13 protein-coding genes and 1 pseudogene are annotated in these 14821 nt (G+C 64.3%); 4 read left to right on the top strand and 10 right to left on the bottom strand.

The genetic code is table 11. The features are described 5' to 3' along the window. From VSR72_RS41165 to VSR72_RS41130, 8 genes and pseudogenes are all read right to left on the bottom strand, one after another. Window positions 1–416: pseudogene (locus VSR72_RS41165) on the bottom strand (hypothetical protein); the annotation flags it as partial. Between the two features lie 13 nt (window positions 417–429). Continuing rightward, complete coding sequence (gene pqqE, locus VSR72_RS41160; RefSeq protein WP_342957923.1) at window positions 430–1578, bottom strand: pyrroloquinoline quinone biosynthesis protein PqqE; 1149 nt, start codon at window positions 1576–1578, stop codon at window positions 430–432. Continuing rightward, complete coding sequence (pqqD, locus tag VSR72_RS41155; protein WP_342957922.1) at window positions 1550–1837, bottom strand: pyrroloquinoline quinone biosynthesis peptide chaperone PqqD; 288 nt, start codon at window positions 1835–1837, stop codon at window positions 1550–1552. The genes pqqE and pqqD overlap by 29 nt, the downstream gene beginning before the upstream one ends. After that, complete coding sequence (gene pqqC / locus VSR72_RS41150; RefSeq protein ID WP_342957921.1) at window positions 1834–2553, bottom strand: pyrroloquinoline-quinone synthase PqqC; 720 nt, start codon at window positions 2551–2553, stop codon at window positions 1834–1836. The genes pqqD and pqqC overlap by 4 nt, the downstream gene beginning before the upstream one ends. A gap of 2 nt (window positions 2554–2555) precedes the next feature. Then, complete coding sequence (pqqB, locus tag VSR72_RS41145) at window positions 2556–3479, bottom strand: pyrroloquinoline quinone biosynthesis protein PqqB (RefSeq protein WP_342957920.1); 924 nt, start codon at window positions 3477–3479, stop codon at window positions 2556–2558. 64 nt (window positions 3480–3543) lie between these two features. Then, on the bottom strand, window positions 3544–3618 hold the full coding sequence (gene pqqA / locus VSR72_RS41140; RefSeq protein ID WP_006410019.1) for a pyrroloquinoline quinone precursor peptide PqqA: 75 nt from the start codon (window positions 3616–3618) through the stop codon (window positions 3544–3546). Window positions 3619–3843: 225 nt separating this feature from the next. Next, a complete protein-coding gene (locus tag VSR72_RS41135; protein ID WP_342957919.1) occupies window positions 3844–5832 on the bottom strand; it encodes a sigma-54-dependent Fis family transcriptional regulator in 1989 nt (662 codons plus the stop codon). 280 nt (window positions 5833–6112) lie between these two features. Further along, window positions 6113–8377: a TonB-dependent receptor gene (locus VSR72_RS41130; RefSeq protein ID WP_342957918.1), complete on the bottom strand. Its 2265-nt coding sequence runs from the start codon at window positions 8375–8377 to the stop codon at window positions 6113–6115. A 395-nt stretch (window positions 8378–8772) separates the two neighbouring features. Here VSR72_RS41130 and VSR72_RS41125 point away from each other — a divergent pair, with 395 nt between their 5' ends. From VSR72_RS41125 to VSR72_RS41115, 3 genes are all read left to right on the top strand, one after another. Next, entirely contained in the window at window positions 8773–10500 is a 1728-nt protein-coding gene (locus VSR72_RS41125) for a methanol/ethanol family PQQ-dependent dehydrogenase (RefSeq protein WP_342957917.1), read from the top strand. An 83-nt stretch (window positions 10501–10583) separates the two neighbouring features. Further along, window positions 10584–11804 carry a c-type cytochrome gene (locus VSR72_RS41120; RefSeq protein ID WP_342957916.1) on the top strand — a complete coding sequence of 407 codons (1221 nt, stop codon included), beginning with the start codon at window positions 10584–10586 and terminating at the stop codon, window positions 11802–11804. 19 nt (window positions 11805–11823) lie between these two features. Next, window positions 11824–12138, top strand: coding sequence for a high-potential iron-sulfur protein (locus tag VSR72_RS41115; protein WP_342957915.1), 315 nt, complete (start codon window positions 11824–11826; stop codon window positions 12136–12138). 44 nt (window positions 12139–12182) lie between these two features. Here the strand turns inward: VSR72_RS41115 and VSR72_RS41110 are convergent, their stop codons facing one another. Together VSR72_RS41110 and VSR72_RS41105 are read right to left on the bottom strand one after the other, a co-directional pair. Then, window positions 12183–12923: an SDR family oxidoreductase gene (locus VSR72_RS41110; RefSeq protein WP_342957914.1), complete on the bottom strand. Its 741-nt coding sequence runs from the start codon at window positions 12921–12923 to the stop codon at window positions 12183–12185. 92 nt (window positions 12924–13015) lie between these two features. After that, window positions 13016–13657, bottom strand: coding sequence for a TetR/AcrR family transcriptional regulator (locus VSR72_RS41105; protein ID WP_342957913.1), 642 nt, complete (start codon window positions 13655–13657; stop codon window positions 13016–13018). A gap of 93 nt (window positions 13658–13750) precedes the next feature. On the opposite strand from VSR72_RS41105, the gene VSR72_RS41100 reads away from it, so the two are divergent. Then, a complete protein-coding gene (locus VSR72_RS41100; RefSeq protein ID WP_342957912.1) occupies window positions 13751–14485 on the top strand; it encodes a metallophosphoesterase family protein in 735 nt (244 codons plus the stop codon). The last annotated feature ends 336 nt before the right edge of the window (window positions 14486–14821 follow it).

The following is a 14821-nucleotide window of genomic DNA, read 5'->3' as shown; positions in this document are numbered from 1 at the left end:
GCTATGCGTTCCGTTGGCTTCGCGGCTTCGGGGGCAGCGCGTGGCGCCGTTAGCGCAGGTGTCATCGGCGTGATGTCTTGCGCATGCGCGCGCGCCACTGGACGCATGCGAGTTGGTGGCGTAGGAACAATTCGCACTACTTCACGAACGGGTCGATTCGGCAACACCTCTCGCGCAGGCACTTCGCTCTTGTGCGGCACCGCTGGGGTCGGCGCTATGAGCACGGCGTCTACGATCTTCAAACGCACGGGTATGGCGTGCGACGCCGGCGCCTCCCACCGCGCGACGGCAATCAACGCGACATGCAGCGCAAGCACGCCGGCAACCACACCCGCCATTGCGGCACGTCGCCCAAACACCTGGTGGCCGACTAGCGCAAGCTCACCAGGATCGAAGCGCGCATCGACCGACGCCATGTCGATTCTCCACTCAAAGCGCAAGCGAGTTCTGCTTGCTGCGGAATACGATGGGCCGCTCGTCGCCTCGCGTTGGCCGCCTCGCGAATTCCACGGCCTGCACAATGCGCTCGTGATGAGGCGACTTCGCGCATACCGGGTCGGCCGCGGCGGCGTCGCCGGTCAGCAGGTATGCCTGGCACCGGCAGCCGCCATGATCGGCATGACGCTCGTCGCAACTGCGGCAGGGCTCGCGCATCCAGTCGTCGCCGCGAAACGCGTTGAACGCTTGGCTCTCGTACCAGATCTCCCGCAGCGACATGTCGCGCACGTTCGGCAACACGAGGCCCGGCAGCGAACGCGCCGCGTGACATGGCAGGGCCGCGCCATCCGGCGCCACGCCGAGAAACACGCTTCCCCATCCGCTCATGCACGCTTTGGGCCGTTGCTCGAAGTAATCGGGGACGACGAACAGAATGCGGCACCGCTCGCCAATGCGGGCGCGATACCGGTTCACGGTCTCCTCGGCTTCGCGAAGTTGCTCGGCCGTGGGCATCAACTGATCCCGATTGAGCATCGCCCAGCCGTAATACTGCGTGTTCGCAAGCTCCAGATAATCGGCGCCCAGTTCGAGCGCCATATCGATGATCTGCGCAATGTGCGGCAGATTGAAACGATGCAGCACGCAGTTGAGCACCATGGGATAGCCATGCGCCTTCACGAGCCGCGCAACGTTGCGCTTGAGTTCGAACGTGCGCGTGCTCGTGAGAAAGTCGTTGAGTTCGCGCGTGGAATCCTGCATCGATACCTGAATATGATCGAGCCCAGCCGCCTTGAGCCGCTCGATGCGCTCGACGTTCAAGCCGATGCCTGAAGTGATCAGGTTCGTGTAGAAGCCAAGCTGGCGCGCATGCGCGACGAGCGTCTCCAGGTCGTCGCGCAGCAGCGGCTCGCCGCCGGAAAAGCCGATCTGCGCCGCGCCCAGTTCGCGTGCGGCGCTGATGGTCGCGCGCCATGCTTCGGTGTCGAGTTCTTCGCCGTGCCGGGCGAAGTCCACCGGGTTGTAGCAGAACGCGCAGTGCAGCGGGCAGCGGTAAGTCAGCTCGGCGAGCAGCCAGAGCGGCTTGGGCAGGAGAGCGGTATCGGTTGCCATGTCAGTCGAGCCAGCCGCGCAGGCGTGCATGATCGAGAAAACGATAGACGTCCGGCGCCAGTTCGGACGTGCTGAAAAGGCGCTCCAGTTCGCCGATGATCTCGTCGAGTTCGTGCGCGCCGTCACAACGCGCGAGTATCTCTCCTGCGCTCGAATTGAGCTGCACCATCCCTTCGGGATAGAGCAGCACATACGCGTCCTGCGCCGCCTCCCACTGCAAGCGGTACATGCCGCGCAAGCGCGGACGCAGCGGCACGCCGCTGCCTGCATTGGGCACTATCGGGTTCATATGGGCCACGCCTTTTCGACTGCATCGAGGATCGACCAGAGAATGTCGAGCTTGAACTGCAGAATCTCCACCGCGCGCCGCTGTTCGGCAGGCGTGCGGAAATGGGCAAGCGTCACTTCGAGCCCGTGTTCTACGTCGCGCTGCGCGAGTGGCACGCGGCTGCGGAAATACTGCAGTCCTTGCGGCTCGATCCACGGGTAATGCGAAGGCCAGCCCGCGAGCCGGTCCAGATGGATCTTCGGCGCGAACATCTCGGTGAGCGACGAGCACACCGCTTCCTGCCACGGTGCGCGCCGCGCGAAGTTCACATAGGCGTCGACCGCGAAGCGCACGCCAGGCAGCACGAGTCGTTGCGACCACATCGTGTCCCGATCGATGCCGACCGCTTCTCCCAGCCGAACCCAGGCTTCGATGCCGCCTTGATCCTGTCCTTGTCCATCGTGGTCGACGAGGCGCTGAATCCAGCGGCGGCGCGTCTCACGGTCTGGGCAATTCGAGAGAATCGCCGCGTCCTTGAGCGGAATGTTGATCTGGTAGTAGAAGCGGTTCGCGACCCATCCGCGAATCTGCGCGGGCGAGCATCGTCCGCCGTTGAGCATCCGGTTGAACGGATGATGGATGTGATAGCGCGATTCGAGCGCGCGCAGGTGCGCCTCGAATTCATTCGCAGTCCATGGTATTGCGTGCGCGTCTGGAAACGTGAGAGGTGCGTTCATCGTCATACCTGAAACAGCATGCCGTCGTGGGCCACGTCGATACCGTGTGCGCGCAGTTGCGCGTGTTCGACGGAATGCGGGTCGAGAATCGGGTTCGTGTTGTTGATATGCGTAAGCACCTTGCGCGTGCCGCGCGGCAAGGTATCGAGCCAGTCGATCATGCCGGGCCGGCCGTCGTCGCCGCGCTGCGCGAGATGCCCCATATCTACCGCGTGCTTCGTCGAGAAGCCGAGGTCGATCATTTCGGTGGCGGTCCAGAACGTGCCGTCCACGAGCACGAGGTCGGCGCGGCGCATAGTGCCGAGTACGTCGGTGCTCATCTGCGCGAGGCCCGGCGCGTAGAACGCGCGCGTGCCCGCCTCGATATCTTCGATCAGGAGTGCGACATTGTCTCCCGGCACCGATGCCTCGCGGCGCGGCGAATAAGGCGGCGGCTTGCTCTCCACCGGCATCGCGGTGAATCGCAGGCCGGCGCAAGCTGCAATCGTGAACGGCTCGTCCGGCGCGACTGCGTGCGCCTCCACGCCGCAGTAATGACCAAGCAGCGGCACGAGCGGCAGTCCGCTCGACAGATCGTCGAGCACCGGCGCGCAGGCATAGAGCGGCAGCGGCGACGTGCGCTCGCGCAGCATCAGCAGGCCCGTAACGTGATCGATCTGCGCGTCGGTGAGCACGACGGCCGCGAGCGCGCTATCGCGCGTGGCGCGCGCGGGCTGCAGATCGGGATGCGAGCGCAGTTGCGCAAGCAGATCCGGCGACGCGTTGACGAGCACCCAGTCCACGCCGTTGCCGCTCACCGCGATCGACGACTGCGTGCGCGGCAATATGTCGCCGGCCGGCTGCCGGGCGCGGCGGCAATTCGCGCAGTTGCAGTTCCATTGCGGCAGGCCGCCGCCCGCACCTGAACCCAGTATTCTGATCTTCATGATCGTTCTCGCTGCATGCCGCCCGCGTGGCCTTCATCGCCGCGCGGACGGCGCTGGCGCGCGCTCAGCGGTTGGCGATATACATCGTGATTTCGAAGCCGAAACGCAGGTCGGTATAAGCGGGGGTGGTCCACTGCATGACATGTCTCCTTGTTTGAGATTGAGTCGCAATACCGCATCGAATGTGCGGCCACTCTCTTCAAAGCAAGGGCTATGCCGGTGTGAGCCAGCGCTCAAGCGATGCGAGCAATGCTGCCGGCCTGGCAAAGTGTGTTGCGTTTCGGAACACGGGTGCTACAGGATGCAACACCCGTGGGACAGAGGAAGATGGAAGGTGACCAGACGGCGCGCGCAAATAAGCGCTTCAGGCGTCGCCTGAACCTCGCCCCGGATCGGCGGCGGGCATCTTGCGATAGATGGTATTGCGCGACACGCCCAATGCGCGCGCCGCAGCCGACACGTTGCCGCCATGGCGCGCGAGCGTGGCCGCAATGGTCGAGGCGGTCACGTCTTCGAGGCGCGCGTCCTCGGGCACCAACGGCTGCGCCTGTGCAAGCGGCGCGAGCAGTGCCTGAGTTTGGCCGCAGCAACGCAGATCGTCGAAGAAGTCATCGGGCAGATGCTCGCGGCGGATCTGGCCGTCATCGTCGACCATGGCCGCGGCGGTGCGCAGCAGGTTGCCGAGTTGCCGGAAGTTGCCCGGCCACGCGCAGCGCTCGAACAACGTCATCACGTCCGGCGCGACGCTGAGCGGCTGCCGGTTCGCACGTCCGTGCGATTCGCGGTGCAAGAGCTTCTGGATCACGACTGCGAGATCCGTTCTGTCGCGCAGCGGCGGCAAACGGACCACGAGGCCATTGAGCCGGTAATACAGGTCCTCGCGAAAGCGGTTCTGCGCGATCATCTCGCGCAAATCGCGGTGCGTCGCGCAAATGATCGCAATATCAACGGGAATCGTCTTCGTCGAGCCGAGCGGATTGACCATGCGCTCCTGCAAAACACGTAAGAGGCGCACTTGAAGCGGATACGGCATGTCGCCGATCTCGTCGAGAAACAGCGTGCCGCCGTTCGCCTGCAACAGCTTGCCCACCGCGCCCTTGCGCCGCGCGCCGGTAAACGCGCCCTCTTCGTAACCGAACAACTCCGATTCAATAAGCGTTTCCGGAATCGACGCGCAATTCACCGCCACGAACGGCTGGTCGCGGCGCGGCGAATCGTTGTGAATGGCCTGCGCGAGCAGTTCCTTGCCCGTGCCGGTTTCGCCGGTGACGAGCACCGGAATGTCCTTGCCGATCACCTTGCGCACCTTAGCAATCACGAGCGCCACCTGCGGATCGCCCGTGTCGAGATAGCTCAGGCGCGAGAGGCCCATGGAAGGCGGCTGCGCCATCGCACAGGGCGACGGCTGCGAAGCAGCGTCGTGCACCACTACAGGTCGCGCGCCTTCGGCCAGTGTTGCGCGCCTGAACTGCACGCGCGCGCAAACCACCGCCCCGTTGGCCAGATTGAGCATGAGGTGCGAATCCAGCCCCGCGCGCATGCGGTCGATGAGTTGCGCGCTCGTGGTCTGGAATAGCGACGAGAGCGTATGGGCACGCAGCGCGGCAAGCGAAAGGCCGAGCTGAAATTGCGCACTGCGGTTGGCCGAAAGAAAACGCCCGTCGCTCGTGAACGCGGCGATGCCCTCCATGAGCGTGCCGAGGAATTCGGGGCGGCCATGAAACGAAACCTGCAGCGTCTCCTGAAAAGTCGTCGCGAACAAATGATTCTCAATCATCTGCACGGACATGCGCGCGAGCGCCATGGTGTGCTGATGATAGCTGCGGTGGTCGCCCGTCACGTCGAGCACGCCGATCACGTCGCCGTACGGGTCGAAGATCGGCACGCTCGAGCAGGTGAGGAAGCGGTTTGCCGCGAGGTAATGCTGGTCGCCGTGCACGACCATCGCGCAGCGCTCGGCAAGCGCGGTGCCGATCGCGTTGGTGCCCTGGCGGTCTTCGGCCCAGTTGGCGCCCGGCCGCAGCGCGACCTTTTCGGCGCGCTGGAGAAAGTCGTCGTCGCCGATCGAATGCAGGATCAAGCCTTCGGCATTGGTCAGCACGATCATGCTTTGCGTGTTGACGATCTGCTCGTGCAGCGTCTCCATCACAGGCGTGGCATGCATGAACAGCACGCGGTTCTGCTCGCGCTTCAACTCGAGTCCGGCGCCCGAAAGCACGTCGTAATCCGGTCTTGCGGTTGCCCGAAGACCGAACGTCTCCGATCGCTCGTGCGCTTTCTGAATGGATGGCGCGGGCCAGCCATTGGACACTGTGACCGCTTGCCCCGCGGCCATATGTAAGTCGTCGCGCATGCTCTCCTCCACGATTGGCCGGTACCTTGCCGGACACTTTCGATATTTCTCGGTGTCCTCTATTAGCAAGCTCCGGGCCATCCGGCCATCGATTCAAGGCAGCCGGTTTGCGCCGAACGCGCACGCGACGCGCAACACGCTGTGTAAGCGAACCGTATGCAAAGCAGCGTGCGTTCATCGAAACACGTGCCACGGCGATTCGCCAGCCTGTGTATTACCTCAAATGGCCCACGTAGAGGAATGCGGACTCACCCCGATGTGTGCATTCAGTACCCTCCGTTCAATCCCACGCGTAATGGAGTCCCACCCAGAAACCGCGCGGCGCGCCTGGTCCGACGAATTGCTCGTTCACGGGATTCGCGCCGTCGAACGTGTGGCCTGGCCCGTTGAAGAAGTTCTGGCCCAGCACACCGAAGCTCGCATAGCGCTTGTCGAACAGGTTCGTCACGTTCGCGTAGATCTCCAGCCGTTTTGTGACGCGATAGCGCGTATCGAGATCCACGAGCAGATAGCCTGCGATCTTTCCATTGGCATCCTGATTGTTTTCGTCGCCTTGCGCATACACGCCGCTGCGCCATGTGATGTTCGTTCCGATGCTCCACTTCGCCGTGGCCGCATAGTCGAGCCGCAGCTTGACGGCATGCGCGGGAATGCCGGGCACGTGGTCGCCCGGCCGCACCGTCACAACGCCGTTCGCATCCGCCGATGAATTCGAGGGGCTTTGTTCCGTCCATGTCGAGCGGTAGGTCGCATCCACGTAGCTGTAGTTCAGACCAATGCCAACAGGGCCGAAGACCGTGTGGCCCGCCAGCTCGACACCCTGCCGGCGCGTCTTGCCCACGTTCTGAAAATAGCCCTGAGTGCTCCCCGCCGCGCTCACGAACTCGATGTCGTTGGAGAGCGTAGTGCTGAACGCGGCGGCGCTCCACGTGGTCTGCGCGCCGATACGGCCGCGCGCGCCTGCCTCGAAGGTCTTCGAAACCACGGGTTGCAGCGCTGGGTCGGCCACGAAGTCGTTCGGTAGCGAGCACGGCGCGGCTGGGTCCGCGCACGCAAGCTCGATTGCGGTTGGCGCGCGCATGCCTTCGTTATAGGTCGCATAGACGGTGACAGTAGGCAGCGGGTTCCAGTTCAGCCCCACGGCCGGATTGAAGCGCGAGAACGTGTGATAGCCGTCGAGCAGCGGCTGCACGCCGCTTTCGTCTGCGATACGCGCGCTCGCCCAGTCGTAGCGTCCCGAAAGCGTGAGCGTCCATTGCGGCGTGAACGAGAGCGTCTCGCTCAGATAGACACCATAGTTCGCGTTGCGCGTTTTTGCATCGGTCTGCTGAGCGAAATCGCCGATGCCGACTGTCGCGCGCTCGGGGGTGAATGAGGCGTCCTGCGAAGACGAAACGTAGTGCGAGTTCGCGAAGTCCGCCGCCACGCCCGCTACGAGTTGACTCCCAATGCCACCCAGCTTGCCGAGCATCGTGAGTTGCAGGCTCGCGCCGAAGCTGTCCGTCGTGACGGTGGAATCGACGTTGGTGCCCTCGAGCGTGTCGACGTTGCCGTCCGCGTCGACCGAGCCGTAGCCGGTGTTGTTGTTGCTGCTCACGTTCTCGTTGCGCAGGTGCCGATAATAGGCGTTGCCGCTCAGCTCGACGTTGTCGGTGAAGAAGTGTTCGCCCGAAAGCGTGAGGTAGCCCACGCTGTTGCGGTTCAGGTCCGGAAACGTGTAGGCCTGTTTCGGGTTGTCGAGAAACGAGCGCGGAATGGTCTGGCTGCCGTACAGCTGGTTGTCCGCGCCGCCGCCCGAAATCGAGAGCGTTGTGTCGTCGTCGGTGTAGCGCAGCTTGCCGAATGCCTGGCGCACGCGGCTCGCGTTGTGGTCGGCCCAGCCGTTGTCGTTCGTCACGTTTGCGTTCGCGTAGTAATCGACATGCTGCCCGAGCGTGCCGCCCTGCTCGAACTGTGCGCTCTTGCGTCCCCACGATCCGCCCGAGAGATCGATGTCACCACCCGGACTCGTGCGGCCGTTCTTTGTCGTGATCGCGATTGCGCCGCCCAGTGTATTGAGCCCGTATACGGGATTCGAGCCTGGAATGAGCTGAATCTTGTCGATCGCCCCGGTTGGAATCAGGTCCCAGTTCACGACGTCGCCAAACGGCTCGTTCACGCGCACGCCGTCGACGAACACCGACAATCCTTGAGGGGTGCCGAGCACGGGCGAAGCCGTGAAGCCGCGATAGTTGAGGTTCATCTGGAAGGGATTGCCCTGGGCGTCGGTCACGCTCACACCCGGCAGGTTCGCCGCGAAGAAGTCGGTCAGCGTTTCGCGATGCTGTGTCGCGATGTCCTGCGCGCTCACGGTCTGCACGTTGGCCGGCACCTTCGCGAGCGGCGTGCCGATGCCGAGCAGCGGCGTCGTGCCGACCACCACGACAGCGGGCAGCACGGTCGGGCTGGGCGTTTCGCTTTGTACTTGCGCGATGGCCAGCGTGGAGGCTCCGGAGCAAAGCGCGCCGAGCGCGAAACTCGTGCGCACCGCCTTCTTTGGGTTCAACTTTCGTCTCCAATCTGTTTTATGTGGTCACGTGTGCTCGACACCGAAGCGTCAAGCGCAGACCGATGCGCACACAACCGTCTCCTCTTTGCCGTGATCTAGCCAGGAACGTGCCAGCGTGCGTGGCCGCGCTACGCCCTCTTGCGCGAGCCCCCCACTGTCACGTTCGCCAACACTTTTCGCCGCGGCCTGTACCGGAATGCAACACATCGGCCACACGCGGGGCACCTCGCCAGGATCCCGATCAACCGGCTGCATCGCCCGCCGCGCAACGCTTCGACGCCAATGGCATACGACTTGCAAGAACGGCAGCGCACCCGGACCGGAACCATCCCTCGCGCATCCCAGCCTGACCGCTTCCCGGCCGTGCATCGACAAATATTCAGGAGACGAAGATGAAGAGACGCTCGGCTGCGGCAAGCCGGTTTGCGACCTGCGCAATGGCCATCGCGGCGGCGATGTCCTTCAACGCGGGCCCCGTGGATGCCGCCTCGGACTATCCGCCCGTGACCTACGACCGCCTGACCCGCGCGCAGAGCGACCCGGGCTGGCTCACGTACTACCGGAGCTACAACGGCCAGTCGCATTCGCCGCTCAAGCAGATCGACGCGTCGAACGTCGGCGAGTTGAAACAGGCGTGGAGCTACCAGTTCCCCGCCGAACTGAAGCAGGGCTTCGAGGCGACGCCTATCGTCAACGGCGACTATCTCTTCGTCAGCACGCCGAAAGATAACGTCTACGCCTTCGATGCGAAGACGGGCGCGCAGCTCTGGAAATACGAGCCGAAGCTCGGCGCGGAGTCGTTCAAGACCGCCTGCTGCGACGTGGTGAACCGCGGCGTGGCACTCTACGGCAAGAACGTCTATATCGCCATGCTGAGCGGCGAAATCGCCGCGCTAGACGCGAAGACCGGCAACGTGGTGTGGAAGAAGCAGATGTTCGAGCCGGGCCTCGGCTACGCGTTCTCGCTCGCGCCGCTCGCGCTCGACGGCTCGATCGTCGTGGGCACCTCGGGCGGCGAGTACGGCATACGCGGCTACATCGCCGCGCTGAACCCCGAAGACGGCGCGATCGTGTGGAAGCGCTACACCATTCCGGACTCGGGCGAAAAAGGCGCGGAAACCTGGCCCGACGGCATGCAGGCGCACGGCGGCGGCGCCGCCTGGCTCACCGGTACCTACGACGCTGCGAGCCGCACGCTCTACTGGGGCGTGGGCAACCCCGGCCCGTGGCTCGCCGCGCTGCGTCCCGGCGATAATCTGTACTCCGACTCATTGCTCGCGCTCGATCCGAAGAACGGCAAGCTCAAGTGGCATTACCAGTACACGAGCAATGACACGTGGGACTACGACGGCGTGAATACGCCGATCCTCGCGAATATCCAGTACAAGGGCAAGGATTACGACGCCATTATCCACGCTGACCGCAACGGCTTCTTCCACGCTATCGACCGGCAAACCGGCAAGCTGATCTACGCGGAGCCGTTCGTGAAGGCAAGTTCGGTAACGGGCTACACGGAAGACGGCAAGCCGATTCAGGACCCGTCGAAATACCCGAAAGCCGGCACGACCATCGACACGTGCCCGAGCTTTCTCGGCGGCAAGAACTGGTGGTCGGTGTCCTACGATCCGGAGCGGCACATTGCCGTGGTGCCCGCGCTGCACGCGTGCATGAGCCTCTCGGGCAAGTCGGTGAGCTACATGGAAGGCCTGCCCTATCTCGGCGAAGGCTTCGAAATCAAGCCCGAACCGGGCAGCGAAGGCTACGGCGAGCTGCAGGCCATCGACGTGAACACGGGCAAGAAGCTCTGGGGTCACTGGAGCAAGATGCCGTGGAACGGCGGCGTGGCGACCACGGCTAGCGGTCTCGCGTTCAGCGGCTCGCTCGACGGCCACCTCTATGCGTTCGACGTCGCCACCGGCAAGGTGCTCTGGGAAAGCCCGCAGCTCGCGAGCGGCATCGTCGCGCAGCCCTCCGTGTTCGAAGTCAACGGCAAGGAGTACGTAGCAGTGCTCGCCGGTTACGGCGGCGCGAATCCGATCTGGGGCGGCCCGATGGCCGATGTGGCGAAAGATGTCCCGCGCGGCGGCACGCTCTACGTGTTCGCACTGGACCGGGGCTGAACCTCGCTCCCGCCTTGAAACGCACGCGTTCAACGCAAGCCACCCGAGCGCGTGCGGCTCCGACTTCACTGGAACGCAAGATCATGAACATCCGGATCACTTATCTCGCCCTGGCCGCCGCGCTCGCGGCAGGCGGCGCGCACACCAGCGCCCAAGCGGCGGCGAAAGCGGTGCGCGTTTGCACGCTGCCGGGCAGCCCCACGGCCGCGCTCGACCAGGCCGTCGCGCGCGCCGTGCTGAAAACTGCCGGCGTGGCCGCAACGTTCGTCACGCGTGGCATCGACGACGATGGCGGCGACGACGGCATCTCCGCGCACGAACTCGCCAGCACGCTGGGCCGCGACTGCGATCTCGTCGCGGGCTTCCCGCGCTCGAGCGTCGCCGACGCATCGGACTCGCAGATGATCTTTTCGCAAGGCTATCTGCGCTCTGGCTATGTGAGCGTCACGTTACGCCAGCCGCGCGCCGCCGCATCCGCTGCCGACGGCAAGGAAACGATCGCTGCGACCTGGTCGAGCCCATCGCAACTCATCGCCGTGCAGCAGAAGAACGCGCGCTTCGACCTGGAAAACACCTCCGAACTGACTGTCGATGCAGTCGCGAAAGGACGCGCGCAACGCGCGATCGTCTGGTATCCGGCCGTCGTGGCTTACCAGCGCGCGCATCCGCAGCATCAATTCGCCGTTGCGGCGGCAGCTTCGCCGTATGCCGACTGGCATCTCGTGTTCGCTTCGGGGGCTGGCATGCGCGCACTGCAAACGCGTATCGACGACACGCTTGCGCGCATGAATGACGACGGCAGTCTCGCCGCACTCACGCGCGGCTGGACACTGCCGCAAAGCGCTGCGAGCGAGGCGCGCTCGAATGCGGCCGGGCTCGACGGCACGAAGGCCTCGTACCGGCCTGCCAGCGCCCGCACCGCAGGCGGCTTCATCAAGGTCTCCGCAACCACGGGTGGCAACGCACCCGGATTCGACCACGAGCAGGTCGAGCACGGCCAGCATCTTTATTCGGAATCCTGTGCAAAATGCCACGGCGCGCAACTCGAGGGCATCACCGCGCCCGCGCTGAGCGGTCCGGCCTTTGCCCCGGCTGCGAATTCGCATCTGACGATAGGCGGCATTTACCAGTACATGTCGACCAACATGCCCGCCGATCGCCCCGGCAAGATGACCGATCAGGAGTACGCAGATTTGATGGCCTTCCTGCTCTACACGAACGGCTATGACGCAGGCAGCGCGAAGCTCACTGCCGAAACCGCGCAATCGTCCACCACCCCGCTCAATGCCGGCCCGCGGCACTAATACCACTCAGGAAACCAGCATGATCACCCGCAATCGCAGAACCTTCATCCTTCACGCCGCCGGTCTTTGCGCCGCGCTCGCCACCGCTGGGCGCGCATTCGCCGCACCTGGCCTCGTCGACGAGAACGACGCCAACGCGAAGTCGCTAGGCTATCGCGCCAAGGCCAGCAGCGTCGACGCGGGCAAGTTCCCGAAGTACGCAGCGGGCCAGCGCTGCGCGAGTTGCCGCTTCTATGCGGGCACGGCGAGCGACGCCGCAGGCGCGTGCCCGATGTTCCCCGGCAAAGCGGTCGCCGCCGAGGGCTGGTGCAACGTCTACGCCCCGCGCGCCTGAGGACGCGCCTGAGGACGCACCTGAGCGCACGCCACCACGCGCGCTCACAGCGCCATGCCGCCGTCAATAGTGAGGCTCGAGCCTGTCATATAGCCGGACTCCTTGCGTGCGAGCCACGCAACGAGCCCGGCAATCTCGTCGGGGTCCGCCGCGCGCTTGAGCGGAATGAGCGGCTTGATCGCCTCGATGTGCCCGGCGGTCATGTCCGTGATCGTCGGCCCCGGCTGGATGTTGTTCACCGTGATGCCGCGGCTCGCGAGATCCACGGCCGCGCCCTTCACCATCACGGCCACGGCCGCTTTCGTCATTGAGTACACGCTCGAACCGGGGTGGCCGGTGCGCACCGCCGTATTGCTGCCGATTGTGATGATGCGGCCACCCTCGGTCATCAGCGCGGCGGCGGCCTGAATGGCGAGAAACACGCCGCGCACGTTGATGCTGAGCATGCGATCGAGGTCCTCGACGCGCACTGTCGCAATGTCGCCGAGCATGAGGATGCCCGCGTTGACCACCGCGATATCCAGTTTTCCAAAGCGGTCCGCGGTCTGCACAACGGCGGACCGGATCGCAGCCGGCTTGGCGCTGTCCGCCTGGATGGCGAGGCCCGCGCGGCCCGCGGCTTCGATTGCCGCGACGGTCTGCGCCGCACGCTGCGGCGCCGAAACATAGGTCAGAGCGACATCGGCGCCTTCTTGCGCGAGGCGTCGTGCGGCCGCCGCGCCGATGCCGCGCGAACCGCCGAATACGATCGCTGCTTTCCCCCTGAGTACGCCCGGTGCTTCCATCTGCTTCTCCTTTTTTGACAGATCAGTCCATAACACGGCAAAAATAAACCGCGCGTATGCGGCTTGCGCGGTTCGACGACTATCGGTTCAGATCAGTGCGCCCTGTAGCGGTCGATCGCGAAGCGCGCCAGGGTGCGCAGGCTTTTCGCATCGCTGCCGGCTCGCGCCGCGAGTTGGATGCCTTGCATGGTCATCAGCAAAAACGCGGCGGCCTGGCGAGCGTCGAGACGGGTGTCGATTTCCCCACACGCCTGGCCCTCGCGAATACGCTCCACGAGGCGCTTCGAAAGACGCGGCGCGACCTTGTTGCGCAGCGCCACGAGTTCAGGGTCTGCGGCGCCGAACTCGCTCATGGCTCCCACGCCCATGCAACCGAGTGCGCGCTCATCTTCATCGTCGGCCACGAGGCCCAGCAACAGCGCCTCGATACCGCCCAGCGGCGAGGCGTTGCCATTCAGGCGCCCGATGTGCCCGGCGACGCTTTCGCCTTGATAACGCTCCATCGCTTCGAGGTAAAGCTTGCGCTTGTCGCCGAACGCGTTGTAAAGGCTCTGCCGCCCGATATTCATCGCGGCGAGCAAATCCTCGGTGGACGTGGAGGCATAGCCTTTCGCCCAGAACACGCGCAGCGCGCGCCCCAGTGCTTCGTCCCGATCGAATTCTCTAGGTCTGACCATGACGCGAGAATAGAGTTTGTGGACTGATCTGTCAATAACAACATCGATCGATGCCATATGCAAACACGAACGATCGACCGTGGACACGGGGCGGCGATTCGTCCAGAATCGCCCAATTCACGACTTTCGCGGCCAGCCTCCGTTCGCACCATGAAAATCGCGGCGCTTTCCGACATTCACGGCAATTTGCCCGCTCTCGAAGCGGTGCTCGACGATATCGAGCGGCAAGGCGCGGACGTGATCGTCAATCTCGGCGACATCCTTTCTGGCCCGCTTTATCCGTCGCAAACGGCGGACCGGTTGATGCAGCTCGGGTTACCCACGATACGCGGCAATCATGAAAGGCAGTTGCTTGGCGCGGATTGCACGCGCATGGGGCCATCGGACCGCTACGCGCGCGGCGTGCTGAGCGAAGCCCACCTGGCGTGGGTCAGCGCATTGCCTGCCACGCTATGGCTCGAAAGCGACGTGCTGCTCGTGCACGGCACACCGCAGGACGACCTCTCCTATTTCCTCGAAACCGTCACGGCTGATGGATGCCGAACGGCTACGCACGGCGAGGTCAGACGCCGTGCGGCCGAAGTCGAGGCATCGTTGATTCTGTGCGGCCACACGCATCTCGCGCGTTCGATGCAGCTTGCCGACGGACGCTTCATCGTGAACCCAGGCAGTGTCGGCTTGCCCGCATTTGAGGACACGCACCCGTTTGCGCATCGCATGGAAACTGGAACGCCACACGCCCGCTACGCGAGCGTCATGAGAAGCCCACGCGGCTGGGAGGTGGAGTTTCGCGCCGTGGGGTACGACTGGCACGCGGCAGCCGAACTGGCCGCCGTGAATGGCCGGCCCGACTGGGAAACGGCGCTACGCACCGGTTATTGCTGAGGGCGATTGCGGCGGAAAAGGAAAGCCGGTGTGTCCCTTCAATCATGCGGGCATTGTTATTGCGCGGGAATAAGTGCTCGGCGTAGCGCGTTGTGAATATGTCGACGCCTGTGTTCGCAATGAGCCGCCCGATGCGGTCGCCGCGCACCAGCAGTTCGGCATCCTCCGTAATTGAGCGGCTTATGTCTCGCAGGGCGCCGCCGCGCGGGACGCGCTACGAGTCTTCGCGAGTTTTTTCAGCAGGAGATCGACATGAAACAGCTTCGAATCGTTCTTGCGTGTTTCATTTGCCTCGGAATCGCCACGGCCTCTGGATTCGCGGCCGCGAGCGGCGAT

The organism is Paraburkholderia sp. JHI869, from assembly GCF_038900775.1.
Taxonomy (GTDB): domain Bacteria; phylum Pseudomonadota; class Gammaproteobacteria; order Burkholderiales; family Burkholderiaceae; genus Paraburkholderia.
The sequence above is the reverse complement of the archived record's forward strand: the minus strand, read 5'-3'. Positions and strand labels throughout refer to the sequence as shown.